17 protein-coding genes and 2 tRNA genes are annotated in these 24,123 nt (G+C 67.6%); 4 read left to right on the top strand and 15 right to left on the bottom strand.

The window, feature by feature from the left end:
- Positions 1-34 precede the first annotated feature (34 nt).
- From BLS34_RS21165 to BLS34_RS21190, 6 genes are all read right to left on the bottom strand, one after another.
- Positions 35-1,000 carry a M14 family metallopeptidase gene (locus tag BLS34_RS21165; RefSeq protein WP_093153641.1) on the bottom strand — a complete coding sequence of 322 codons (966 nt, stop codon included), beginning with the start codon at positions 998-1,000 and terminating at the stop codon, positions 35-37.
- Between the two features lie 71 nt (positions 1,001-1,071).
- A complete protein-coding gene (locus BLS34_RS21170) occupies positions 1,072-2,553 on the bottom strand; it encodes a matrixin family metalloprotease (protein WP_093153643.1) in 1,482 nt (493 codons plus the stop codon).
- A gap of 3 nt (positions 2,554-2,556) precedes the next feature.
- Entirely contained in the window at positions 2,557-3,069 is a 513-nt protein-coding gene (locus BLS34_RS21175) for a hypothetical protein (protein ID WP_093153646.1), read from the bottom strand.
- Between the two features lie 236 nt (positions 3,070-3,305).
- A tRNA-Glu gene (locus BLS34_RS21180) sits at positions 3,306-3,381 on the bottom strand.
- Between the two features lie 100 nt (positions 3,382-3,481).
- Positions 3,482-3,557 (bottom strand) — tRNA-Glu (locus tag BLS34_RS21185).
- Positions 3,558-3,701: 144 nt separating this feature from the next.
- A complete protein-coding gene (locus tag BLS34_RS21190) occupies positions 3,702-4,766 on the bottom strand; it encodes a cyclase family protein (protein ID WP_211228898.1) in 1,065 nt (354 codons plus the stop codon).
- A gap of 157 nt (positions 4,767-4,923) precedes the next feature.
- On the opposite strand from BLS34_RS21190, the gene BLS34_RS21195 reads away from it, so the two are divergent.
- Entirely contained in the window at positions 4,924-5,991 is a 1,068-nt protein-coding gene (locus BLS34_RS21195) for a CobW family GTP-binding protein (RefSeq protein WP_093153648.1), read from the top strand.
- Between the two features lie 6 nt (positions 5,992-5,997).
- Here BLS34_RS21195 and recJ read toward each other — a convergent pair whose 3' ends face one another.
- The 4 genes from recJ to BLS34_RS21215 all read right to left on the bottom strand — a co-directional run bounded on the left by recJ (position 5,998) and on the right by BLS34_RS21215 (position 11,901).
- Positions 5,998-7,740: a single-stranded-DNA-specific exonuclease RecJ gene (gene recJ, locus BLS34_RS21200; protein WP_093153650.1), complete on the bottom strand. Its 1,743-nt coding sequence runs from the start codon at positions 7,738-7,740 to the stop codon at positions 5,998-6,000.
- 77 nt (positions 7,741-7,817) lie between these two features.
- Positions 7,818-8,774: a class II fructose-bisphosphatase gene (gene glpX, locus BLS34_RS21205; RefSeq protein WP_038014947.1), complete on the bottom strand. Its 957-nt coding sequence runs from the start codon at positions 8,772-8,774 to the stop codon at positions 7,818-7,820.
- A gap of 160 nt (positions 8,775-8,934) precedes the next feature.
- Positions 8,935-10,227: a homoserine dehydrogenase gene (locus BLS34_RS21210; RefSeq protein ID WP_093153653.1), complete on the bottom strand. Its 1,293-nt coding sequence runs from the start codon at positions 10,225-10,227 to the stop codon at positions 8,935-8,937.
- Between the two features lie 60 nt (positions 10,228-10,287).
- Positions 10,288-11,901 (bottom strand): OmpA family protein, encoded by a 1,614-nt coding sequence (locus BLS34_RS21215; RefSeq protein WP_093153655.1) that lies wholly within the window; start codon positions 11,899-11,901, stop codon positions 10,288-10,290.
- Between the two features lie 256 nt (positions 11,902-12,157).
- Between BLS34_RS21215 and BLS34_RS21220 the strand changes: the two genes are divergently transcribed.
- Both BLS34_RS21220 and BLS34_RS21225 read left to right on the top strand, forming a co-directional pair.
- Positions 12,158-13,960 (top strand): PHA/PHB synthase family protein, encoded by a 1,803-nt coding sequence (locus BLS34_RS21220; RefSeq protein WP_028794541.1) that lies wholly within the window; start codon positions 12,158-12,160, stop codon positions 13,958-13,960.
- Positions 13,961-13,970: 10 nt separating this feature from the next.
- Positions 13,971-15,338: a formimidoylglutamate deiminase gene (locus BLS34_RS21225; protein WP_093153658.1), complete on the top strand. Its 1,368-nt coding sequence runs from the start codon at positions 13,971-13,973 to the stop codon at positions 15,336-15,338.
- On the opposite strand, the gene BLS34_RS21230 is transcribed toward BLS34_RS21225, so the two are convergent.
- From BLS34_RS21230 to BLS34_RS21250, 5 genes are all read right to left on the bottom strand, one after another.
- Positions 15,328-16,836, bottom strand: a complete 1,509-nt coding sequence (locus tag BLS34_RS21230) for a M81 family metallopeptidase (protein ID WP_093153661.1) — start codon at positions 16,834-16,836, stop codon at positions 15,328-15,330. The genes BLS34_RS21225 and BLS34_RS21230 overlap by 11 nt on opposite strands.
- Before the next feature lie 83 nt (positions 16,837-16,919).
- Complete coding sequence (locus tag BLS34_RS21235; protein ID WP_093153663.1) at positions 16,920-18,683, bottom strand: TRAP transporter permease; 1,764 nt, start codon at positions 18,681-18,683, stop codon at positions 16,920-16,922.
- Between the two features lie 68 nt (positions 18,684-18,751).
- Entirely contained in the window at positions 18,752-19,708 is a 957-nt protein-coding gene (locus BLS34_RS21240) for a TAXI family TRAP transporter solute-binding subunit (protein ID WP_028794537.1), read from the bottom strand.
- 183 nt (positions 19,709-19,891) lie between these two features.
- Positions 19,892-21,598, bottom strand: coding sequence for a methyl-accepting chemotaxis protein (locus BLS34_RS21245; protein WP_051244725.1), 1,707 nt, complete (start codon positions 21,596-21,598; stop codon positions 19,892-19,894).
- Positions 21,599-21,707: 109 nt separating this feature from the next.
- Positions 21,708-22,385, bottom strand: coding sequence for an HAD family hydrolase (locus tag BLS34_RS21250; protein ID WP_028794536.1), 678 nt, complete (start codon positions 22,383-22,385; stop codon positions 21,708-21,710).
- Between the two features lie 442 nt (positions 22,386-22,827).
- Between BLS34_RS21250 and urtA the strand changes: the two genes are divergently transcribed.
- Entirely contained in the window at positions 22,828-24,111 is a 1,284-nt protein-coding gene (urtA, locus tag BLS34_RS21255) for an urea ABC transporter substrate-binding protein (RefSeq protein WP_028794535.1), read from the top strand.
- Positions 24,112-24,123 lie beyond the last annotated feature (12 nt).

Consider the following 24,123-nt stretch of genomic DNA (forward strand, 5'->3'; position numbering starts at 1 on the left):
TAAACCCTGACGGATCGCGCCCGGACCCGACGTCCTAAACCGCCGCCTCGGAGAGTCGGGCGAGGCGGAACGCGCGCTGCCCCTTCACCGCCCGGTGGTTCGGCATCACCAGGATGCAGTCGTCATAGGGCGTGACGATCTCCTCGCCGCCATCGACGGCGATGACCGCGCCGGCCTTGTTGAAACGTTCCAGACCCTTGAAGTTCTCCGCGAAGAAGAAGTCGTCGGTGCGGATCGCGTAGCCGTGGGTCACGTCGGCAACGGTCACAGCCTCGACCGGCGCCGTGTGGCGGTGCGCTGCCAGGGTCTCGGCGCTGATCATGTCCAGCGCATGCAGGTACTGCAGCGCGGTGTCGATGGCCACGTCGGCGCTGGATTTCGCCCAGTGCTGACCGCATTCCACCAGACAGGCGATGCGGTCGGAGGCCGGGTCGTTGAACGGCGCGTACTCGATCAGCCGCAGCCCCTCCACATGACCGGAGCCGCAGGCGATCATCGCGGGATAGCCGATCTGGCGGGTGAAGCGGCGCTCCTTCTCCAGGCCGTGGATCAGCATGATCGGGTCGGAATAGGTGCCCATGGAGTGGATGTCGAGCAGCCGCTCGACCCGGTCGTAGAGCGGCAGCAGTTCCCGCGCCCGGCGCAGTTCGACCGTGCTGTCCGATCCGTTGAGACGTTCCGGTGTCCAGACCCGGTTCATGTCCTCGTCGACGAAGCGCGTCTTGGTCGGGTGCGCCGGATCGAAGCGCAGATAGGCTTCCGGATTGACGAAGGCGACGGTCAGCTTGCCCCGGGTCGGCCGGATATCCTGCTTCATGAGGTAGTCGACCGCGATCGCCCCGCACAGCTCGTTGCCGTGGATGACCGCGTTGATCATCGCGTCGGGGCCCGGCTTGCCGGAATCGAAGGTATGGACGTAGTCGATGCCGGTATTGCCGGTCCGGTACGCGGAGATGTCGGGCGCCTCCAGCTCGACCGGATAGGCATTCGTCGCGGACATGGGTGCCTCCTGGAAAAGGGGCGCCAGTCTGCGTCGCCGCCGCCCGTCAGGTAAACACCGATAATGCCGCGTCAGAACACGTAGATGTCGAAGACGTTCAGCGAGGCGGTGGAGTAGTTCGACAACGTCACCGAATTTCCGGCGCCCAGATCGATCACGACGTCGCTGCCCACCTGACTCGCCCGGTCGATGACGTCGGCGTCGGTGGCGATGCCGGTGCCGTTGATGTTCGCCTGAACCGCCAGATAGTCGGTGAAATAGGTGAAGTCGGTGATCGTGTCGCTGCCGCCGTTGGACGTGAAGTAGAAGTAGTCGTAGCCGTCACCCCCGGTCAGGACGTCGTTGCCCAGGTTGCCGTAAAGGGCGTCGCCCCCCGCCCCGCCGGAGATCGTGTCGCTGTCCTGCCCACCATAGATCTTGTCGCTCTCGCTGCCGGCGACCAGCAGGTCGCCGCCGTGGTTGCCGTAGATCATGTCGACCCCCGCGCCACCGGAGATCGTATCCGAGCCCTCGCGATAGGCCAGCGTGGTGCCCGATCCGTAGGTCTGGGTCGCGCCGCCGTTCTGGCCGCCATACATCGTGTCGTTGCCGTCCCCACCCAGCATCAGATCGGTGCCGATATTGCCGTAGAGCAGGTCGTTGCCGGCGCCGCCGCTCAGCGTGTCCTCGCCGTTGCCGGCCATCACGCCGTCATCGCCGGCGCCGAGCTGGAACAGGTCGCTGCCGCCGGCGCCGAGGAAGTAGTTGATCCCGGAATCGCCGGTGAAGATCTCGGCGGTGTCGGCGCCCCAGGTCACGTTGCCGATCGAGCCGACCGTGTCGGTCCCGTAGAGGTAGCGCACCGCCATCACGTCGAGCCATCCAAGGCCCGAGGCATAGGTGGCCGAGCCGTCATAGTAGGACATCACCGTGGTGTCGGTGTTGTCGATCGACCCCGGCAGGAAGGGACCCTCGGTGCCGGCGCTGTAGTTGCCGGGATGCTTCAGGCCGATCGCATGGCCGATCTCGTGCAGCATGGTGAGGTAGCCGTAATTCCCGACCTCCGGCGCGAGATTGTAGGAATAGTTGGTGGCGATCATCACGTCGCCGCCGATCTCGCTCGTCGAGGGGTAGTAGGCGTAGCCGGAGGATCCGGACTGGGAGTTCGCGCCGAAGCGGATCTGCCCGCCGGCACCGGCATCGGACACCTCGACGAAGGAGATATTCGCCACCGCGGCCCAGACATCCAGCGCGCTGCGGGCGGCGGCTTCCATCGCGCTGTTGAACGCCATGAAGCTGGAGTCGACCCCATGGTAGCTCGGCAGGCTGTCCATGAAGGAATAGGTCACGGTCGTGCCCACCCCCATCATGCCGATGCCCCACTTGCTGCTGGTGCCGATCACCACGGTGTCGAGATTGCCGTCGCCCGACGTCTCCGACCCCGACAGCGCCTGACGCCCGTCGGTCGTCCCGGAGCCCAGAGCGGCGGCGGCGCTGCCCGAACTGTGCCCGTAACAGCCGCAGGACCCACAGGCACAGGCGGCGGCCAGGCCGGCTTCGATGGCGGAACTCATTGTCTATCCCCTTTTCCCGGCCGCGCCGGACTGTGCGGACGGAACCGCGCGACGCCACGGATCCACCACCCGCTCGGCGAACTGACGGCGCAATCCGTCGGCGACCGCCTCGGGAGCGGTCACCAACGCCTCGGCCGACACCAGAACAGGCGGCGCGCCGAAGAGCTGTGCGTTCACCTGGTCCTTGCGCAGCAGATCGATATTGATCGCCAGAACGGGGCCGTTCGGTCCTTCGGTCGGAAAGCCGTTGACCAGGACGGTGATGGCGGCCTCGTCGGAGAGACCGGCCGTGCCGACCGCGACCGGCCGACCGGTGAGCTGCGCCAAGACATCCCGGGCGATCGTGCACAGCGCCTCGCGCTGCTCTGCCGCCACCGGTCGTCCGCAGAACACGACGAACCGCTCGACACCTCGGAAGAGGGGCAGCGGCGATGTGGACTGGGCCGGCTGCGATCCGAGCATCACGCCCAGCAGCACGCTTCCCATCAGCAAGCCGGCACGGGTCTTGATCTGCACGTCATCCTCCCGGCCAACGTCCGCCGGAAAAATCCCGGCGCCGTCATCAGAGCAGATAGGTACTCTAAATGAACGGCGGCTGCGTTGAAATACAACGAGGCTGTGAAGGAACGCACAGCGGATCGACACCGGAAACCGGCGCGCTCTGAGCCAGGATTACTCTGGCCACCAGAACCACTCTGCGGCAGGACTACGCTGCAGCAGGGGCATATGGCGCAAAATGTGTGGAAAGCCTGTGGCGACCCCTACGGGATTCGAACCCGTGTTGCCGCCGTGAGAGGGCGGTGTCCTAGGCCTCTAGACGAAGGGGTCACAGAGGAGAGCGGGTTGATATCAATCCGCCGACAGCTTTGCAAGCGCGATCGCATCCTGAGGTCCGAAATTCCCGGGCGGCTGCGATCCGCTAGTAGAGTGGCGACCCCTACGGGATTCGAACCCGTGTTGCCGCCGTGAAAGGGCGGTGTCCTAGGCCTCTAGACGAAGGGGTCATCCGAGGAGGGTGGAGATACAGGCCACCGTTCGCGAAATCAAGCCCGAAGCACGCCGATTTTTCAGCCGGCCGGAAACCCCTTGTCTTCAGGTGCATTCCGGCCGGCCAGGCCGCCGCAGACCGTCCCCCACCCGGTTCCGACTCAGGTGATCGCGATCGGCGATCCGGCCGAGCCGGTCCCGCCCTTGATCGGCGTCGGTGCGAAGACATAGACGAAACGGTATTTACCGTCGGCGATCAGCTCGTCGAAGAACAGGTTCTCGTGGTTGAAGATGCCGTTCTTGGTGATCAGTTCGGCATGCACCGGGAAGGCTAGGTTCGGATCCGGGTTCGGCACCACCTCGGTCGGCCAGGTATCGGCCCCGGTGATCGAGATCTCCTTGTCGATCAGCCAGCGCGCCACCTCCAGGCCGATGCCCGGGCAGCCGGAATTGAACCGGTCGTTGTTCTTCATCCACAGCGAGCCCCAGCCGGTGTTGAAGAACACCGCGTCGCCCGACTTGATATCGCCTTCCGACATGCCCTGCTTCGACAGCGCACCCTGGACGTCTGCCAGGGTGATCTCGTAGCCGGCATCCTTCATCTCGCCGAGCGAGCCGTGCACGTCGATCAGATGGGCCGGAGTGAAGAACGGCTTCACGTTCTCCACGCCCAGCTTGCCGAGACCGTAGGCGCCGCTGACGATGCTGCCGTCGAACCCGTTGTAGTATTTCTGGTCGCGCTTGTCGGCCGCATCGCCGGTGACAAGGCCGATATGGCCCAGCCCGTCGAACTGGGTGCCGACCTGACCGACCTCGGTGGCGAGGAACTCGTCGTTATAGATCAGGTTGTTCTGCCCGTAGGGCCCGCCGGTGGGCGCGCCCGGAATGCGCACGGCGAAGACCCGCGCTCCGAACAGGGGCATGCCCGCCTCATAGGTCCGGCCGATCTTGTAGACCTTGCCCTCCCGGATCTGCGAGGCGGCCTCGAGCGTCTTCTCCGGGGTCATCCAGTTGGACGCGCCGGCCTCGTCGTCGGCGCCCCAGCGCGACGGCCACCACGGCTCGGGGGCCGTCGTCTGCGCCTGGGCGAGCTGATCGGAGCCCCCGCTGCCGACGAAGGCGGCGCTGCCGGCGGCCGCGCCGATCGCCGCGGTTTTCATGAAATCCCGGCGGCTGGGGGATTGCGGATCGGTGCCGTCGCCCGCCTCGAACTTGCTCCTGCGCATGACCATCTCCTCCCGATTTTCTTGTGGTGATGGCGGATTTCGCGCCGCCATAGGTAGAATGGTGACGACGCCCGCGACAAAGTGTCAAGCTATGCGAGACAAGAGCGGCCGAAGCCGCCGACGTTCGAACGACACGGCTTGGGAGGGCCTCTGAGAGATGTCCCTGTTCGAAACCGACAAGTCCGCCGACAGAATCCCCGTCTCCGTCCTGACCGGGTTCCTGGGCAGCGGCAAGACCACCCTGTTGAATGCGCTGTTGAAAAATCCGGCGCTCGCCGACACCGCGGTGATCGTGAACGAGTTCGGCGAGGTCGGGCTCGACCACCTGCTGATGGAGTCCGTTGACGGCGAGATGACGGTGATGGCCTCGGGCTGCATCTGCTGCACCATACGCTCGGACCTGGAGACGACCCTGCGCGATCTGCTGTCCCGAGCGCGCACCGGCACCCTGCCCCGGTTCCGCCGGGTCGTGGTGGAGACCACCGGCCTGGCCGATCCGGCACCGATCGTGCAGATGCTGCTGAACAACCCGCTGGTCTCCGGCTTCTTCCGCCTGGACGCGGTGATCACGACCGTGGACACGATGCACGGCTTGGTCCAGCTCGACGCCCAGCCGGAAGCGGTGAAGCAGGCGGCCATGGCCGACCGGCTGATCCTAACCAAGACCGACCTCGCCAAACCGGACGCCGTTCGGGCGCTGGACCGGCGGCTGGCGGCCCTGAACCCGACGGCGGAGCGGATCCGCTCGGTCGCCGGTGCGGTCGAGCCGGGGCGCCTGTTCGATGCCGGCTGGTACGATCCGCAAACTAAGACCCCGGACGTGCAGCGCTGGCTGCGCGACGAGGCGCTCGAGGCCGAAAGCCGGCACGCGCACGACCATCATGCGGGCCACCCCCACCTCCATGACACCAACCGGCACGGCAGTGATATCGCCGCCTTCGCCCTCACCTTCGATGCGCCGCTGGACTGGGGTCGGGTCAACCTGTGGCTCGCCGCCCTGCGCGAGCGGCACGGCGACCGGCTGCTGCGGGTCAAGGGCATCCTCAACCTGGACGACGAGCCGATGCCGGTGGTGATCCATGGGGTGCACCACGTGTTCCACTCCCCTGCCCGGCTGTCGGACTGGCCGGAGGGGGATCGCCGGTCGCGGATCGTCTTCATCACCCGCGGGCTCGACGAAGCGACGGTGCGGAGCTTCTGGGAGGACGTCTCGGCGGCGGCGTAGCCGACGTCAGCCAGCCGGGGCGGCGTCGTCGATGACCAGCTGGACGTTGTCGCCGCCCCGGAAATCGTCCAGCCGCAGGTGCCCGGCCACGTGAATGGGAAGCTGGCCGGCCTGAAGCAGGCCGGGGCCGAGGTCGCCCGCCATGGCGCGGAAGGCGATGGCGTTGACACGGCCGCCGTCGCCGCCCGCCAGCGTACAGCGCACGTGGTTCTCGCCGACCACCCCGCTCGACACCACCTTCGCGCCGGACAGCACGAAGCGCGGCTCGGAATTGCCGGTGCCGAACGGCCCGACCCGGGAGACCGAGCGCACCAGATCCGCCGTCGCGCCGCGCGGCGCGAGCGCGCCATCCACGGAGAGCTCGGCCACCAGCGGCGCGCCGGCCAGAGCCCCCGCCACCCGCTCGCCCAGGAAGGCGCGGAAGGCGTCGATCCGGTCCTCGGCCACGGTGAAGCCGGCCGCCATGGCGTGGCCGCCGCCCTTCTCCAGCACCCCGGCCTGGTGGGCGGCGATAACTGCGGCGCCGAGATCGACGCCCGGCACCGAGCGGCCGGAGCCCTTGCCGATGCCCGCATCCACGCCGATCACGCAGGCGGGCCGGTGAAAGCGGTCCTTCAGGCGGCTGGCGACGATGCCGACCACGCCCGGGTGCCAGCCCTGCCCCGAGACCACCAGGACCGGCGCGTCGCCCGCGGCCTCGGCCTGGAAGATCGCGCTGTCCAGCACCTCGGCCTCGATGGCCCGGCGTTCGTCGTTATACCGGTCGAGTTCGCCGGCGATGTGGCGCGCCTCGGCCGGATCGTCGGTGGACAGCAGTCGGGCGCCGAGATCCGCCTTGCCGACCCGGCCGCCGGCATTGATCCGCGGCCCCAGCACGAAGCCCAGGTGATAGGGATCCGGCTTGCGGTCGAGCCCGGCGACGTCCGCCAAGGCCGCCAGACCCGGAGTCGACCGTGCGGCCATCACCTTCAGCCCCTGGGCGATGAAGGCGCGGTTCAGGCCGGTCAGCGGGACCACGTCGCAGACGGTGCCGAGCGCCGTCAGGTCCAGGATCGCGCGCAGGTCGGGCTCGGCCTTGCCGGCGAACCAGCCCTTTGCCCGCAGCGCCCGGTTGACGGCGACCAGGGTGACGAAGGTGACGCCGCAGGCCGCCAGGTGGCCGAAGCCCGGCTCCTCATCCAGGCGGTTCGGATTGACCACGGCGACCGCGGCCGGCAGCTCAGGTTCGGCGATGTGATGGTCGACGACGATGACGTCGATCCCGGCGGCCCGCGCCTGTCCCAGGGTCTCGATCGCCAGGATGCCGCAGTCGAGGCAGACCACGACCCCCGCCCCTTGGGCCACCAGCCCCTGCAGGGCCGGCAGGTTCGGGCCGTACCCTTCGTCGATGCGGTCGGGGATGTGCATGACCACCGGCGCGCCGACGGCCCGGAAATACCGCGCCATGCTGGCTGCCGACGTGGCGCCGTCGACGTCGTAATCGGCGAACAGGCCGATGGTCTGGCCGGAGACCACCGCCTCGGCCAGGCGCTCGGCGGCGGCGTCCATGTCGCGGAAGCGGCTGGGATCGGGCAGCTCGGTGCGCAGGGTCGGCTCCAGGAACCGTTCCACCGCATCCAGGTCGATGCCGCGCTGGGCCATGACGCGGCCGACGATCTCCGGCACGCCGAAGCGCTGGGCGATGGCCAGGGCCAGCCTGTCCACCTCCACACCGCTGCCGCCACGCAGCGTCCAGCGGCGCGCGGTCATCGATCGTTCTACACCGAGGAACGCGTCTGCCTGCGGCACGCGTCCTCCCCCCTGTTCCGGTTGGTCCGGTCGAACCGTCAGTCGCCCGACGGCTTGCGGGTGAAGTCGTGGGTCGCTTCCACCGTGCGCACCGTGCCGGTCTTCGAGCGCATGATGATCGAGTGGGTGGTGGCGCCGCCGGCATAGCGCCGCACGCCGCGCAGCATCGCGCCGTTGGTCACGCCGGTGGCCGCGAACATGACGTCGCCGCCGGCCAGGCCCATGATGTCGTATTTCTTGTCAAGATCGGTGATGCCCCAGCGCTTGGCTCGGGCCTTCTCGTCGTCGTTGCGGAACAGCAGACGGCCCTGGATCTGGCCGCCGATGCAACGCAGGGCCGCGGCCGCCAGCACGCCTTCCGGCGCGCCGCCCGAGCCCATGTAGATGTCGACGCCGCTGGTCGGCTGCGAGGTGGCGATCACGCCGGACACGTCGCCGTCGGAGATCAGCATGATCCGCGCACCGGCATCGCGCACCTGGGCGATCAGGTCGGCGTGGCGCGGCCGGTCCAGGATGCAGGCGACGATGTCGGCGACCTCGACGCCCTTCTCCTTGGCAAGGTTGTTCAGATTCTCCGCGACGCTGTTGTCCAGATCGACGATGCCCTGGGGCAGACCGCCGCCGACGGCGATCTTGTCCATGTAGACGTCGGGCGCGTTCAGGAAGCCGCCCTCCGACGCCAGCGCGATCACGGCCAGGGCGTTCTGGCCGCCCTTGGCGGTGATGGTGGTGCCTTCCAACGGGTCGAGTGCGATGTCGATCTTGGTGCCGCCGCGGCCGACCTTCTCGCCGATAAACAGCATCGGCGCCTCGTCGCGCTCGCCCTCGCCGATGACGACGGTGCCGTCGATCTCGAGATTGTTCAGCGCGGTGCGCATGGCGTCGACCGCCGCCTGATCGGCCATCTTCTCGTCACCCCGACCCATCAGCCGGGAGGCCGCCAGCGCCGCCGCCTCGGTGACCCGCACGGCCTCCAGGGCGAGGTTGCGGTCCATGGTGAAGACTTCGGCGTTGTCGGACATTCTTTTCTCTCCCGGACTTTCCTGGGTGCGCCCGCCTGGGTACGCCCGTCGGTGCGCGATCAATCCCGTTGCGCCGGGTTCTTAACCGATCCCGGCGGGGTTCGCGACTCCCTATTGGCGCGTCACCGGCGCTCTACAGATCGACAATGCGGATCATCGCCGGCGGTTCCTGCACGGCGTCAAGTTTGGCGATGTCGGCCAGGGCCTTGCGCATGGAGGCCTCGTCCACCTCGTGGGTGGTGAGCGCCACCGGCACCTTCTCGTGCGGATCGCGGCCGCGCTGGACCATCGATTCCATGGACACGTTCTGGTCGCGCATGATCGCGGTCACATCGGCCAGAACGCCCGGCCGGTCGATCACCATCAGCCGCACGTAATAGCCGCCGCGCATGCTCTCCCATGGGGCTTCCCGACTGGTGGAGAGCCGTTCGGCCGGCACCCCGAAGACCGGAGCGCCGCGGCCCGAGGCGATGTCGACAACGTCGCCGATCACCGCCGAGGCGGTCGGCCCCGCACCGGCGCCGCGGCCGTAATGCAGGGTGGTGCCCACGGCGTCGCCCTCGGCCATGACGGCGTTGAACACGCCCTCGACCTGGGCGATCGGCGCCGCCTTGGCGACCATGCACGGGTGGACCCGCTGGCGGATGCCCTCCGGCGTGCGCTCGGCGATGCCCAGCAGCTTGATGCGGTAGCCGAACTCCTCGGCATAGGCGATGTCCAGGGCCGAGATCGACCGGATGCCCTCGGTATGTACCGCCTTGAAGTCGACCGCGTGACCGAAGGCCAGCGCCGACAGTAGGGCCAGCTTGTGGGCGGCGTCGATACCGTCCACGTCGAAGGTCGGATCGGCCTCGGCGTAACCCAGTTCCTGCGCCTCGGCGAGCACGTCGTCGAACGCCCGCCCGCTCTCGCGCATGGCGGTCAGGATGTAGTTGCAGGTGCCGTTGAGGATGCCGTAGACGCGGCTGACCTCGTTGACCACCAGGCCCTCGCGCAGGGCGCGGATGATTGGGATGCCGCCGGCGACCGCCGCCTCGTAGGCCAGGGTCACGCCGCCGGCCTCGGCCTTGCGGGCCAGGTCGGAGCCATGATGGGCCAGCAGCGCCTTGTTCGCGGTCACCACCGACTTGCCCGCCGCCATGGCGGTCTCGACCAGGGTCTTCGCCACCCCGTCTGAGCCGCCGATCAGTTCGCAGACCACATCGACATCGTCGCGGGTGGCCAGGGACAGCGGGTCGTCGGCCCAGTCGATGCCGGACAGGTCCAGCCCCCGATCCTTACCCCTGCTGCGGGCGGAGACCGCCACCACATCGACCGGCCGGCCGGCATGGGAGGCGATCACCTCCCGCCGTTTCGCCAGCAGGCGCACCGTTTCGGCGCCGACCGTCCCCAAGCCCGCGACGGCTACCCGAAGCGCCTCGCTCATTTTCTCACCTACTGTATTAGATATCACCCACAGCGATTTGATTTCGCTGAATTAACCGACTCAATACTGGAACAGGATCTCGGCCCGACGGTTGCCCGCCTCGCCCGAGGGCATGCTCTCGTAGAACAGTGGCTGGCTCGCGCTCATCGCCTCGACCAGCACCCGCTCCCGCGGCACGCCGGCCTGGACCAGCGCTTCGCCGACGCGCTCCGCCCGGGCCATGGACTCCTGGAAGTTCACCAGCTCGTGGGACGACAGTTCCATCTCCGCGGTGCGGGCGGAGGCATGACCGATCACCCGGATGAAGGCATCCGTCTCCTGGGCGGCCGAGGCGATGGAGCGGACCATGTCCATATCGTCGGCGCTCAGCGCCGAGGAGCCGTGGGCGAAGTTCACCGTACCCACCAGATAGGCCGGGCCGGTGAAGCCCATCTGATACTGGTCGAGAGCCGGGCCGTCGACGATCACGGACGGCGACTGGTCGGCCGCGCTGTCGGTGGCGGGCATCGGCGGGGCCGACGGCGCCGGAGCGGACGCCTGCTGATCCGGCGCCGAAGACCGGGCCGGCGGCGGCGTGGCGACCGTGGGCGCCGGCGCGTTCGGTGCGGCACCCGATACGGCAGTCGACCCGGAAGTTCCGCCCGGACGGGTCACCGTCTCGTTGGCGATCTCGCCATCGGCGGTCCGCTCGACGGTCCGGGTGGAGACCAGGGTTCGGGTAATCTCCGGGCCCTCCTCCGTCGTGGCGCTGGGCGGCAGCGTGGTTCTGGCGGTCGACTGATTGCCGGCGGAATCCAGGCTGCGGCCGGTCGCCGACGGGGACGGGACGGGGCTGCGCGCGGCATCGGCCGTGGCGCCGGAGGCGGTCGCCGCCATGCGCGGCTCGGAGGCGAGCGCGCGGGTCGGGGCGTTCGGGTTTTCCTTAACCGTGGAGTGGGCGTCGGAGACCTTGCCGGTGGTGACAGGCGTGATGCTGTCGCGCTCCGGAGCCGGGCGATGCGGCCAGAGACCCGAAGTCTCGCCGCTGGACGGCGCCGGGCGGCTGGCCATCGGCTCCGGGGCCGAGTCAGGGACCGGCGCCGGGGTGGCGACGGTCGGCGCGGGCGGCGGCGCCGAGCTCTTCGTCACCGCCGCCTGGTTCGAGGCTGCGCGGGGCTCCGGCGCATTCACCGTGGCGCGTGGCGGCGGCGATGCCGGCAGAGCCGCGGTCTGCTGGGCGCTGGACTGCTGGGCGCCGGTCTGCGAAGCGCTGGCCCGCGGCTTCGGCGGCGCGGCCGGCGCGGAGGCATCGGCGCTGTCGGTATAGCGGGCACTGTCGCGGTCGGCGACCAGACCCTGCTGGATGGCGTCGCGCTCCTCCGCCGTCGTCGACGGGGTCGGGCGCTCGGGCACGCTTGCAAGGTTCGGAAACGGCTTGTCGGCGGTCGAAGCGCCTGAAGACGCGGCGTCGGAGGACGCGGCCGTCTGCTGTTCGTCGTCGGAGAACCAGCCACCCACGGTATCGGTGGTGCCTTCATACCACTCGACAGGGTTGAGCGCGTCGGGCACCGAGGAGCACCCGGCAAGCACCAGAACGGCGGCCAGGGTGATGACGGGCGACGCCGAAACCCGGCGCCGCATGGCCCCGTTCGGCCCCACGAACCCAGACCCGTTCTTCTTCGTGGTTTCGACCATTCTTCTCTCCCGCATCGGCTGGCCAACGGCGTCGCGACACCGCGCCCGGAGTGTACGTTTCCTATTCCACGCAAGCCAGCATTCCAAGCACCTAAAATACCACGACTTTCCATCGGCGCCCATGTTGGCGGCCCGAGCCCCTTCCCATTGGCCTTGGGCGGAGGGTTTCTGCTACAAGGGCGGGGCGTGCGGGACGGCGCGTTTCAATGGATCCGCCGCACGCCTCCGGTCGAACGCACCAACGAGGATGCCGGTCATGACCGACAGCAGCGAGAAGAAGGCTTCGGCCCCAGATCCGGTCGAGATATCCCAGGCGATGACCCATATCGCCGAGCGCAGCCAGCGCCTTGTCATGGACTTCCTGGAGCATCAGGACCCCCATGCGCTGGGCCTTTCCGACCCGCTGAACATCGGCAAGGCCTTCATGGACATGACGTCCAAGATGATGGCGGACCCGGGTAAGATCATGAAGGCGCAGATGGATCTGTGGCAGGCCTACATGACCCTGTGGCAGACCACCGCGTCGCGCATGATGGGCGCCACCGCCCAGCCGGTCGCCGCCACCGAGCATGGCGACCGGCGCTTCAAGGACGCCGCCTGGAACGAGAACGTCGTCTTCGACTACATCAAGCAGAGCTACCTGCTGACCGCGGAGTGGATGCAGCGCACCGTCCACGAGGTGGAGGGGCTGGACGACAAGACCCGGCGCAAGGTCGATTTCTACACCAAGCAGTTCGCCGACGCGGTCGCGCCCTCGAATTTCGTGATGACCAATCCGGAGGTGCTGCGCGAGACCATCGAGAGCGGCGGCGAGAACCTGCTGAAGGGCCTGGAGAACCTGCTGGAGGACCTGGAGCGGGGCAAGGGCAAGCTGTCGATCAAGATGGTCGACGAGGACGCCTTCAAGATCGGCGAGAACGTCGCCACCACCCCGGGCAAAGTGGTGTTCCAGAACGACCTGATGCAGCTGATCCAGTATTCCCCAACCACCGAGACAGTGCACCGCCGACCGCTGCTGATCGTGCCGCCGTGGATCAACAAGTTCTACATCCTCGACCTGCGCGAGAAGAACTCGTTCATCAGATGGGCGGTCGGCCAGGGGATCACGGTGTTCATCGTGTCCTGGGTCAACCCGGATGCCGAGCTCGCCGCCAAGAGTTTCGAGGACTACATGATGGAGGGCCCGCTGGCGGCGCTCGACGCCATCGAGCAGGCGACCGGCGAGCGCGAGATCAACGCCATCGGCTACTGCATCGGCGGCACCCTGATGGCCAGCACCCTGGCCTATATGACCGCCAAGAAGGACGACCGGATCAAGTCGATCACCTTCTTCACCACCATGGTCGACTTCACCGAAGCCGGCGAGCTGTCGGTGTTCATCGACGAGGCGCAGCTCGGCGCCTTGGAAGACCGGATGAACAAGGACGGCTATCTCGACGGCCGGGCCATGGCGACCACCTTCAACATGCTGCGGGCCAACGACCTGATCTGGTCCTTCGTGGTCAACAACTACCTGATGGGCAAGGAGCCCTTCCCGTTCGACCTGCTGTACTGGAACTCCGACAGCACCCGCATGCCGGCGGCCATGCACAGCTTCTACCTGCGCCGCATGTACCAGGAGAACAAGCTGGTCGAGCCGGGCGGCATCACGCTGTGCGGCGTGCCGATCGACCTGACCACGGTGAAGCTGCCGACCTTCATGCTGTCGACCCGCGAGGACCATATCGCGCCGTGGAAATCGACCTACGCGGCGACCCAACTCTACAAGGGTCCGGTGAAGTTCGTGCTGGCCATGTCGGGGCATATCGCCGGCGTTGTGAACCCGCCCACCGACAAGCCGAAATACGGCTACTGGACCAAGAGCGGCCGGGCGCCGAAGGATCCGGAGAAATGGCTGGCCGGCGCGACCGCCCATGAGGGGTCTTGGTGGCCGGAATGGAAGGCCTGGCTGGACAAGCATGGCGGCGGCCAGGTCCCCGCCCGCGTGCCCGGCGACGGCAAGCTGAAGGCGCTGGAGGACGCGCCGGGCAGCTATGTCGCGGTGAAGGCCGGGGACTGATCCTGCCGCGATGACGACGACGCAGATCTTCGCCCGCCGGGCGCGGCTGGAGCATGGCTGGGCCGCGAACGCGACCCTGCACATTGAGAACGGGCGGATATCACAGATCGTCCGCGACGGCGCGCCGGCGGCCGAGGCGCGACGGGTCGACACCATGCTCCCTGCGCTGGGCAACCTGCACAGCCACGCCTTCCAGCGCGCCATGGCCGGCATGACCGAACGGCGGCGCGCCGGACAGGACAGCTTCTGGACCTGGCGGACCCTGATGTACGCTTTCCTGGAGCGCATCACGCCTGAGCAGGTCGAGGCGATCGCCGCCCAGGTCTATCTGGAGATGCTGGAGGCCGGCTACGCCAGCGTCGGCGAGTTCCACTACCTGCATCACCAGCCGGACGGCACGCCCTTCGCCGATCTGGCGGAAATGAGCGGCCGGATCGCGGCGGCGGCGGACCGGACCGGGATCGGCCTGACCCTTCTGCCGGTGCTCTACACCTATGGCGGCGCCGGTCAGCAGCCGGTGGCCGGCGGCCAGCTTCGTTTCGCCAACGATCCGGAGCGCTTTGCCGGGCTCGTGGAAGCGGCGAAGACGGCGACGGCTCCCCTGCCCGCCGATACGGTGGTCGGCATCGCGCCGCATTCCCTGCGCGCCACCGACGCCGAGGGGCTGGCCGCCACGCTGGCAGCCCATCCGGACGGTCCGGTGCATATCCATATCGCCGAGCAGACCGCCGAGATCGAGCAGATCGAGGGCTGGCTGGGATCCCGGCCGGTCGACTGGCTGCTGGCGAACCAGCCGGTCGACAGCCGCTGGTGCCTGATCCACGCCACCCACATGACGCCGCAGGAGACGGCGGGCGTCGCCCGCTCCGGGGCTGTCGCCGGTCTCTGCCCGATCACCGAGGCCAATCTGGGGGACGGCATCTTCGACGGCCCGCCCTATCTGGCGGCGGGCGGCGCGTTCGGCATCGGCTCCGACAGCAACGTGCGGATCGCGCTGGGCGAGGAGCTCCGCATGCTGGAATACTCCCAGCGCCTGCGCGATCGGGCCCGCAACGTGCTGGTACCGGGCGAAGGCTCGGTCGGTGAGACGCTCTATTTGGGTGCGGCATCAGGGGGCGCGCAGGCCCTCGGCCGCGACGCCGGGGCAATCCGGAGCGGCGCCCTCGCCGATCTGGTGGCGATCGACACATCGGACCCGACCCTCTGCGCCCTCACCGACGACCAGATCCTCGACGGCCTCTGCTTCGCCGCCGGCGACGGAGTCGTCACCGACGTCTGGTCGGCCGGCCGGCACGTGGTCAGCGGCGGCCGCCACCTCAAGCGCGACGAAATCCGCGCGGCTTACGCCCGGGCGGTCTCCGACCTGCTCACCGGGTGACCGAGACCGGCTGCAGGTCCTCGTCCAGCGGGAAGATCGGCCGGCGCACGGTCTCGAAGTTCAGCATCGAATAATCCGACGTACAGACCCCGACCCCGGCGCATTCCACCGTCTCGGCGGCGAGGTCGCGGAAGCCGGCGCGCCAGTGGATGCGGCTCTTCAGCATCAGGTACTTCTTCGCCGTCGGGTCGATGCCCAGCGAGGTGAAGGCGGCGGTGTCGTTCGGCTCCTGCTGGGTGGAGGTGACGACGATCTCCACCTTGCCGGTGTCGAGCACCACGGTCGGGCCCATGGCGTTCATCACGCCCCGGCTCATCGGCCCGACATTGCGGAACCGGCCGTCGGAGATCAGCTTCACCCGGCCGCTCACCTCCAGCGGCTCGCCGGTCCGGCCGATGGAGGGCATGTCGGTCTTGCCGCCGAGGGACACCGTGACCTCGTTGCCGATGCCCGCGGCGATCATGGTCTCCACCGCCGCCGGATCGCAGATCGCGAAGGCGGCGACATCTTCAAGGCCTGCGTCCAGGATACCCTTCAGCACCGCCATGGTGTCCATCGACCCGCCGGACGCGGCATTGTCGTAATGGTCCAGCAGCACGATCGGTCCGTCGGCCTTCAGCTCCTGCGCCCGCTTCAGCGACTGCTCCAGCGGCTCGATCTCGTAGACGAAGGCCCGGCGTTCCTTCCAGGCGAGGTCGAGCAGTTCGTCGACCATGCGCTGGGCTCCTTCCGGATCGTTGTCGGTCACCACAACGGCGCTGGAGCCGGCCAGCCGGATATCGGCATGGGGAAAGCCGGTGAAAAAGCTGGCGCAGAGCGCGCCCTCGGCCTCCATCTTCTGGGCCAGTTCCTGGATCTGCTTGTTCGGGAAGTCGTGGGTCCCCTGGCGCATCACATGGGGCAGCATCGGCCGGTTGCCCCAGGCCATGGTCGGCTTGGCCGCCCCGCGCAGCATGGCCAGGATCGGCAGCGCGGTGCGCCGGCCGGTCTCGTAGATGTCCACATGCGGATAGGTCTGGTAGCCGGCGACCACGTCGGCATTCTCGACGATGGCCGGATACATGTTGGTGTGCATGTCCAGCGACACGCCGATCGGGGTATCCGGCGCCAGCGCGCGCACCCGGGCGACCAGCGGCCCCTCCCCGTCCTCCAGGCTCTCGGTGACCATGGCGCCATGCAGGTGGAGCAGGATCGCGTCGGGCTTCTCGGCGGTGACGGCGGCGCAGATCTTGTCGGTCATGTACTCGTAGGCGGCGTCCTCCACCGGCCCGCTCGGCCAGGCGCCCGCGGCCAGCGGCAGCACGTAGTCGAGCCCCTCGGCCTCGCAGATCTCGATATAGGCGCCGAGCGCGGAGCCGGTGCCCTTGAAGGCCTTCACCGCCGCCTCGCCCTCCGCCGGCAATCCCGTACTGCTGCCCCGGCAAAACCGCGCCAGCGGCGTCGGCACCGTGGAGAAGGTGTTAGTCTCATGCTGCATCATCGCCATCAGGATCTTCATCGCCGCCTCCTCCGCGTGTTCGGATACGGGAAGCCTAGCGTGCGCAGGGCTCGGGGAGCCAGATGGCGAATGCGGAGCGCGCCCTATAGCGGCCAGAACAGCAGCAGCGCGCCGACGACGAGCAGCCCGGCCCGCAGCAGCAAACGGCGCGGGGCGATCACAGCGAACGACACCGCCGTCAGGCCGAGGCCGATCTTAACCGCCGCCAGGATCGCCCAGACCGGATCTGTCGCCAGGGCGATCAGGTCCGGATTGGCGATCATCGCCAGCGGGATCAGGTACAGCCCGATGCCCAGTGCCATGGCATGGCCGGCGACCTTCAGCCAGTTCTCCTCGACCATCCCGGCGGCGATGAACACGGCACCGCAGACCGGTGGGGTGATGGTGCTGAGCAGGGCGAACCAGAACACGAACAGATGCGCCTGCAACGGCGCCAGGCCGAGTTCGGTCAGCGCCGGTCCGGCCACCGAGACGCAGATCACGTAGGCCGCCGTCGTCGGCACCTCCATACCCAGCACCAGACAGGCCAGCGCCGTCAGCAGCAGCGCCGGCCACAGCGCGCCGCCGGAACCGGACAGAATCAGCGAGGTGATCTTCACGCCGAGTCCGGTGATACCCAGCACACCGATGATGATGGAGGCGCACAGGATGATCGAGGCGATGGTGGCGATCTGCTTGCCGGCGCCCATGCAGGCCTGCTCGACCCGCTCCAGGGTGCGGCCCCAGTCGAAACTCAGCCGGCCGTCGACCGGCAGCAGCATGGCACCTGCCAGGATCGCCAGGCAGGCGGCGTATTGCGGGGTGTAGCCGGCAGCGAACATGCCCCAGAGCAGGACGCTGAAGGGCACCAGGAAGAAGGCCGAGGTGATCAGCACGTCGCGGGTCGCCGGCCGCGCATCCGCCGCCAGTCCGCGCAGGTCGTGGCGCAGGGAGAAGCCGTCGATGCCGACCCAGACGGCCAGGAAGTACAGGATCGCCGGCAGCAGGGCGGCGGCCATGATCGAGGTGTAGGGCGTGCCGGTCAGCTCGACCATCACGAAGGCGCCGGCCCCCATCAGCGGCGGCATGATCTGCCCGCCGGACGAGGCCACGGCCTCCACCGCGGCGGCCAGCGAGCGCGGATAGCCGAGCTTCAGCATGGTCGGCAGGGTGATCGCCCCGGTGGAGGCGACGTTCGCGGAGGCCGAGCCGGAGATCGAGCCGAACAGCGCGGAGGAGATCACCGAGACCTTGGCCGCCCCGGCGCGCAGCCGGCCGGCGGCGGCGGCGGCCACGTTCATGAAGCCCTGCCCGGCCTCGCCGGCGTTCAGCACGGCGCCGAAGATCACGAAGATGGCGACGATATTGACCGACACGGCGGTCAGGCTGCCCCACAATCCGCCCTCGGCGATGGTGAGCGTGCCCAGGAAACTGTTCAGCGGCGTGCCCGGATGGCCGAACTCGCCGGGGACCCACTCCCCGAACAGGCCGTAGAGCAGGGCCAGGGAGGCGACCAGCGGCAGCGGCCAGCCGATTGCCCGGCGCGCCATCTCCAGCACCACCACCAGCAGCGTGACGGCGACGACGAGCTGGAAATCGCCGTCCAGGAACCCGTACTGGTCGGACAGGGCGTCGGCATTCACCACCAGCCAGAGACAGGCCGCCAGCCCCGCCGCGCCCAGCACCACGCCGCTGATCAACTCAGCCCGGCTACGGGCGACGAACAGCATCGTCCATGGCAGGGCGAGCGCCATGTGCAGCGGCCGGCTGACCAGGTTCGGCACCAGACCCGAGAAGATCAGCCAGAGGTGAAAGGCGATCGAGGCGGCACCGAGGACGCTCCAGATCAGGCGGGCGGTGGGGGTCATACAGTGTCTCGAATACGAAACCGGCCCGTGCGGAATCACACGGGCCGGCCGGGGTCAGGAAAGGCGGATCACATCTGCGCGTCGGTCAGCGCGAAGCCCTTCTCCTTGTAGAACTTGACGGCGCCGGGATGGATCTTGCCGGCGATGTTGGCCATCAGATCCTCGTCCACGCCGTTCCACCAGGCCGCGTCCTTGCCCATCTTCGCCTTCTGCTCCCAGAAGGTCTTGGTGAGCTGGTAAGCGGTGTCGTCGTCCATGTCGGTGGTGGTGTAGGCGACCACCGGCAGCGAGGTGGTGACGATGTCGCTGTCCTGGCCGGCATAGGTGCCCGCCGGGATCACCAGTCGGGCGCGCTTGGTCTGGGCGATCTGGTCGTCGCTCAGCGACAGCACGGTCACGCCGGTGCCGGCGGCGGCCTCGATCACGTTCGGCGCCGGATAGGAGCCGGCGGTCACGAAGCCGTCGATCTGGCCGTTCTTCAGCGCCGGCACGGCATTGGACAGCTCGACATCGGCCAGGGTGACCTTGTCCTTGAGGCCGAACAGGTCGAGATACTTCTCGCCTTCCTTGGCGCCGAACGAGCCCTTGCCGAGCAGGATCGTCTTGCCTTCCAGGTCGGCGAAGCTCGACACGCCGGCATCGGCGCGCATGACGAAATGCATGGTGAGCGACGGGATCGGGAACAGCGCGCGGATCTCGTCGAAGCGCGGGTTGCCCTTGCCCTCGAACATGGCCTTGCCGCCCTGGGCCAAGCCGACCAGGGCCGGCGGGGTGGTGAAGACGTAGTTGCCCTTGCGGCCCATCACCTCCATCACGTTCTGGACGGAGCCCTGGCTCTCCTCGACGGTGACGATGACGGCGCCGTCGGAGCCGGCCTTCATCGCCTCGGCGATCTGCACGCCCATCTGGTAGTAGGACGAGCTGGACTTGGCGGACTTGTAGGTGACGCGGGTCTCGGCCGAGGCGGCGGTGGCCGACACGGCGAGAACGAGGCCGGCCACGGCCAGCGACTTCACGAACTTCATGGCGTTCTCCCGAACTGACGAAGGCGACCGGCATTCAGGGCCGACCGGTTGTGTCGGAAGTCCTACACGAGGCGTGGCATTGCGAAAAGCGCCCAAGAAACCGGATGCCGGAATGCGAGCCGCCCGACCAAACGGCCGGGCGGCAGGGCATACAGGCGAAGCGGGACGAAACGCGTGATCGGGTCAGGCGGTCTTTGCCATCCCCCTGATCTCGGCCACCACGGACTCGACCGTCCGGCTGAGCGAGGTCGACAGCTGGTCGAGCTCGCCGCCGAGGGAGGAGACCTCCTCGGTCGCCTCGGCGCCGCGGCGGGCGCCGTCCGCTACCTGACGCAGCTTGTCGCCGACATCCTGGGACGCGCCGGCGACCTGCTGGACGTTGCCTGCGATCTCGCCAAGGGCGGCATTCTGCTCCTCCACCGCGCTGGCGATGGAGGTGGCGGTTTCGCGCACCCGGGCGATGATCTCATTGATCCGGGAGATCGCGGTGACGGTCTCGCGGATCAGGCTCTGGTTGTTGGCAATCTGGCCGGAGATCTCCTCAGTGGCCTTGGCAGTCTGTGTCGCCAGGCTCTTCACCTCCGAAGCGACCACCGCGAAGCCCTTGCCCGCATCCCCGGCCCGGGCCGCCTCGATCGTGGCGTTCAGGGCCAGCAGATTGGTCTGCTCGGCGATCTCGGTGATCAGGCCCACGACCTGGCCGATTTTGTCCGCGGAGTCCGACAGGCGGGCGACCTGTTCCGCTGCCGCCGAGGCGGAGGCGCCGGCCTCGCCGACCACTTCGGTCGACATCGTCACCTGACGGCTGATCTCGGCCGCCGTGGAACTCATCTCGTCCGAGGCCGCCGCCACCGACTGCATGTTCGAGGTGGTCTGCTCGGTCGCCGCCGCCACGTCCTGGCTCATCGACCGGGCAGTATCGGTCACCCCGCGCAGGGTAGCGATCCGGTCGGTCATGCCGTTCACGCCCTTGCCTAGATCGCGTACGATGGCCGAGACCTTGGAGTCCAGCCCGTCGGCCAGCTCGGTCAGCAGCGCCGCCCGTTTGGTGACGGAGTCCCGCTCCAGCTCGGCCTGGCGTCGCTCGGCTGCGTCCTTCTGGATCGCATTCTCGCGGAACACCTCGACCGTACGGGCCATGGCGCCGATCTCGTCGCGACGGTCGGTCCCCGGCACTTGCACCTTCAGGTCGCCGTCGGCCAGCCCTGTCATCGCCCCGCCGAGACCGCCGATCGCGCGGCGCAGATCGACGACGGTGAAGCCGGTCAGAAGCAGCGCCAACGCCAGGATCGCGGCGCTGATCGATCCGAGTTGGATGGCCTGCTCGATGAAAGCGGCGTTGATGTCGTCGGCATAAATACCGGAGCCGAAGAACATGTCGCCGCGCGGGAAACCCACCGCATAGCTCAGCTTAAGAACATCGCCGTCCACACCCGGCTTGGGCCAGTAGTATTCGACCACCGCGTCGCCGTCCGCCCGAATGCCGTCGATCATCTCGCGAACGATATGCGTGCCGTTCTTGTCCTTGACCCCGAGCAGGGACTTGCCCTCGAGGCTGGCGTTGATCGGATGGATTCGGCCGACACCGTCCATGGAGTAGGCGAACAGGTAGTCCTCGCCGTTGAAGCGGACACCGTTGATGAAACCGCGCAGGAGCGAGAACGCCTCGTCCTCGGTGATCTCTCCCGCATCCGCCCTGGCATAGGCGCTGTCGGCGTAGGAGCGGGTGGAGTCAACGACCGCCTTGACCAGGTCGAGGCGATCCTGACGGAGTTGCTGATAACCGTTGTAGAGCGACATAGCGGACAGGCCCAGCACGGCCAGCACCGTCACCGCGGCGAGCGCAGTAAGCTTGGCCGCGACGGAAAGGCGCGAGAGAAAATGCGTCATCGGGAAGTCTCCAGCGAAAAGATGTTGCCGAACCCTAAGAGACGCTCCGTAAAAGAATGGTGAATCCTTCTAAATATCAGTATTTAAGAAAATTTTAGAAACATGTCTTTCAGAGACGGTTCCGCCGGCCTGGACGCATCAGGTCGAGCACGTGGTGCAGGGTCTCCGCCACATGCAGGCACTTCTCGTGCATCTCCTCGGTCGGGTCGAGCAGGTCCGGGACCATCACCGTCATCATGCCCGCGGCGTGGGCGGCCCGGACGCCGTTGTGGGAGTCCTCCAGCGCCAGGCAGTCGACCGGATCGATGCCGAGGCGCGCCGCGGCCGTGAGGAACGGGTCGGGCGCGGGCTTCGGACGGGCGTAATCGCCCTTGGTCACCACCGCGTCGAACCGATCGACAATGCCGCCCGGCCCGAGATACCGCGTGACCGCCTCCTGCGGCGAGGAGGTGGCGATCGCCCGGGGGATCCGCATCGCATCGAGGTGATCGAGCAGGTCCGTCACCCCGGCCTTCAGGATGGAGCCCACATCCAGGGACTCGTGGAACCGCACCCAGCAGGCGTCGAACACCCCCTCGGCATCGAAATCGGGGCCGTAATGGGCACGCAGGGCGCTGAGCGCCGAGGCGTTCGGCACCCCGATCAACTGCTGGAACAGCGCCATCGGGACGTCGTGGCCGCGCTCGGCTGTCACGGCGAAGAAGCTGTCGCGGAAACCGGTCTCGGTATCGACCAGCAGGCCGTCCATGTCGAACACGACGGCGCGGATCTGTCTTGGAAAGGTCATAGCCCCGTGTATCCGGATTTCGCGGCCTGGAAAAGCGGGTTTGCGGCCGAGACGGGTTTCCCGGCCGATGCGGGACTCCGGGCCGAGACGGGCTTTTTAGTTCTCCGTCTTCCCGGCTCAAGGCCGGGAAGACGGAGAACGGTTGAGGTGGGAATCATAATCGTCGAGGGGGAATCAGAACCGTCGAGGCGTGAATCATGGGACCAGCAGCGCGACGGCCAGGACCTCCGGCGGGATTGCCCCAATTTTGGGCAGGTAATTGTGCATTGCAAAAATATGAAGCACGGATAGGGAGATTTAATCTAGGGATATTAAACCAAACTATATGAAATACCTCACTTTTTACGAGGATCGAATTACGCGCGACAGTGGCACATCTCTTGCGCCTGTTCCCCGTTGTCGCGGGCCTCTGCCCGCCCAAAGAGGGGCTTCATCCATGAAAATGACGAAGATGTTGAGGGGATCGGCGATCGGTCTGGCAGCCGGGCTGCTGATGTCCACCGCCGTTCAGGCTCAGGAAACGATCAAGGTCGGCATTCTGCACTCGCTGTCCGGCACCATGGCGATCAGCGAGACCACGCTGAAGGACGCCATGCTGATGCTGATCGAGCAGCAGAACGCCAAGGGCGGCCTGCTGGGCAAGAAGCTCGAGGCGGTGGTGGTGGACCCGGCGTCCGACTGGCCGCTGTTCGCCGAGAAGGCGCGCGAGCTGATCACCGGCTCCAAGGTCGCCGCCGTGTTCGGCTGCTGGACCTCGGTGTCGCGCAAGTCCGTGCTGCCGGTGTTCGAGGAACTGAACAGCCTGCTGTTCTACCCGGTCCAGTACGAGGGCGAGGAGAGCCAGCGCAACGTGTTCTACACCGGTGCGGCGCCGAACCAGCAGGCGATCCCGGCCGTGGACTACCTGGCCGAGACCGAAGGCGTGGAGCGCTGGGTGCTCGCCGGCACCGACTACGTCTATCCGCGCACGACCAACAAGATCCTCGAGACCTACCTGCTCGACAGCGGTGTGGCGCCCGAGGACATCATGATCAACTACACGCCGTTCGGTCATTCCGACTGGCAGACCATCGTCGCCGAGATCAAGGCGTTCGGGTCTGCCGGGAAGAAGACCGCGGTGGTGTCGACGATCAACGGCGACGCCAACGTGCCGTTCTACAAGGAACTGGCCAACCAGGGCATCAAGGCCGAGGACATCCCGGTCGTCGCCTTCTCCGTCGGCGAAGAGGAACTGGCCGGTATCGACACCGGCCCGCTGGTCGGTCACCTGGCCGCGTGGAACTACTTCATGTCCGCGCCGACCCCGGAGAACGACGAGTTCATCGCCGCCTGGCACGAGTTCATCGGCGACACCAAGCGCGTGACCAACGACCCGATGGAGGCGCACTACATCGGCTTCAACATGTGGATCAAGGCGGTCGAGAAGGCCGGCACCACCGACGCCGATGCGGTCATCGACAGCATCGTCGGCGTCTCCGTGCCGAACCTGACCGGCGGCTACTCGGCGATGATGCCGAACCACCACATCACCAAGCCGGTGCTGATCGGCGAGATCCAGGACGACGGCCAGTTCGAGACCGTGTTCGAGACCCCCGGTCTGGTGGTCGGCGATGCGTGGTCCGACTTCCTGCCGGACTCCAAGGCGCTGATCTCCGATTGGCGCAAGCCGATGAACTGCGGCAACTTCAACACCGCCACCGGCAAGTGCGGCGGCAAGGGTAGCTGACCCGGGTCACCT

It is taken from the genome of Thalassobaculum litoreum DSM 18839, from assembly GCF_900102465.1.
Classification (GTDB): Bacteria; Pseudomonadota; Alphaproteobacteria; order Thalassobaculales; family Thalassobaculaceae; genus Thalassobaculum; species Thalassobaculum litoreum.

What these genes read in the sequence shown, in the direction of transcription:
- BLS34_RS21165 (WP_093153641.1), bottom strand. Translation starts at nt 1,000, where the DNA reads ATGTCCGCGACGAATGCCTATCCGGTCGAGCTGGAGGCGCCCGACATC.
- BLS34_RS21170 (WP_093153643.1), bottom strand. Translation starts at nt 2,553, where the DNA reads ATGAGTTCCGCCATCGAAGCCGGCCTGGCCGCCGCCTGTGCCTGTGGG.
- BLS34_RS21190 (WP_211228898.1), bottom strand. Translation starts at nt 4,766, where the DNA reads ATGCGCAGGAGCAAGTTCGAGGCGGGCGACGGCACCGATCCGCAATCC.
- BLS34_RS21195 (WP_093153648.1), top strand. Translation starts at nt 4,924, where the DNA reads ATGTCCCTGTTCGAAACCGACAAGTCCGCCGACAGAATCCCCGTCTCC.
- recJ (WP_093153650.1), bottom strand. Translation starts at nt 7,740, where the DNA reads ATGACCGCGCGCCGCTGGACGCTGCGTGGCGGCAGCGGTGTGGAGGTG.
- glpX (WP_038014947.1), bottom strand. Translation starts at nt 8,774, where the DNA reads ATGGACCGCAACCTCGCCCTGGAGGCCGTGCGGGTCACCGAGGCGGCG.
- BLS34_RS21210 (WP_093153653.1), bottom strand. Translation starts at nt 10,227, where the DNA reads ATGAGCGAGGCGCTTCGGGTAGCCGTCGCGGGCTTGGGGACGGTCGGC.
- BLS34_RS21215 (WP_093153655.1), bottom strand. Translation starts at nt 11,901, where the DNA reads ATGGTCGAAACCACGAAGAAGAACGGGTCTGGGTTCGTGGGGCCGAAC.
- BLS34_RS21220 (WP_028794541.1), top strand. Translation starts at nt 12,158, where the DNA reads ATGACCGACAGCAGCGAGAAGAAGGCTTCGGCCCCAGATCCGGTCGAG.
- BLS34_RS21225 (WP_093153658.1), top strand. Translation starts at nt 13,971, where the DNA reads ATGACGACGACGCAGATCTTCGCCCGCCGGGCGCGGCTGGAGCATGGC.
- BLS34_RS21230 (WP_093153661.1), bottom strand. Translation starts at nt 16,836, where the DNA reads ATGAAGATCCTGATGGCGATGATGCAGCATGAGACTAACACCTTCTCC.
- BLS34_RS21235 (WP_093153663.1), bottom strand. Translation starts at nt 18,683, where the DNA reads ATGACCCCCACCGCCCGCCTGATCTGGAGCGTCCTCGGTGCCGCCTCG.
- BLS34_RS21240 (WP_028794537.1), bottom strand. Translation starts at nt 19,708, where the DNA reads ATGAAGTTCGTGAAGTCGCTGGCCGTGGCCGGCCTCGTTCTCGCCGTG.
- BLS34_RS21245 (WP_051244725.1), bottom strand. Translation starts at nt 21,598, where the DNA reads ATGACGCATTTTCTCTCGCGCCTTTCCGTCGCGGCCAAGCTTACTGCG.
- BLS34_RS21250 (WP_028794536.1), bottom strand. Translation starts at nt 22,385, where the DNA reads ATGACCTTTCCAAGACAGATCCGCGCCGTCGTGTTCGACATGGACGGC.
- urtA (WP_028794535.1), top strand. Translation starts at nt 22,828, where the DNA reads ATGACGAAGATGTTGAGGGGATCGGCGATCGGTCTGGCAGCCGGGCTG.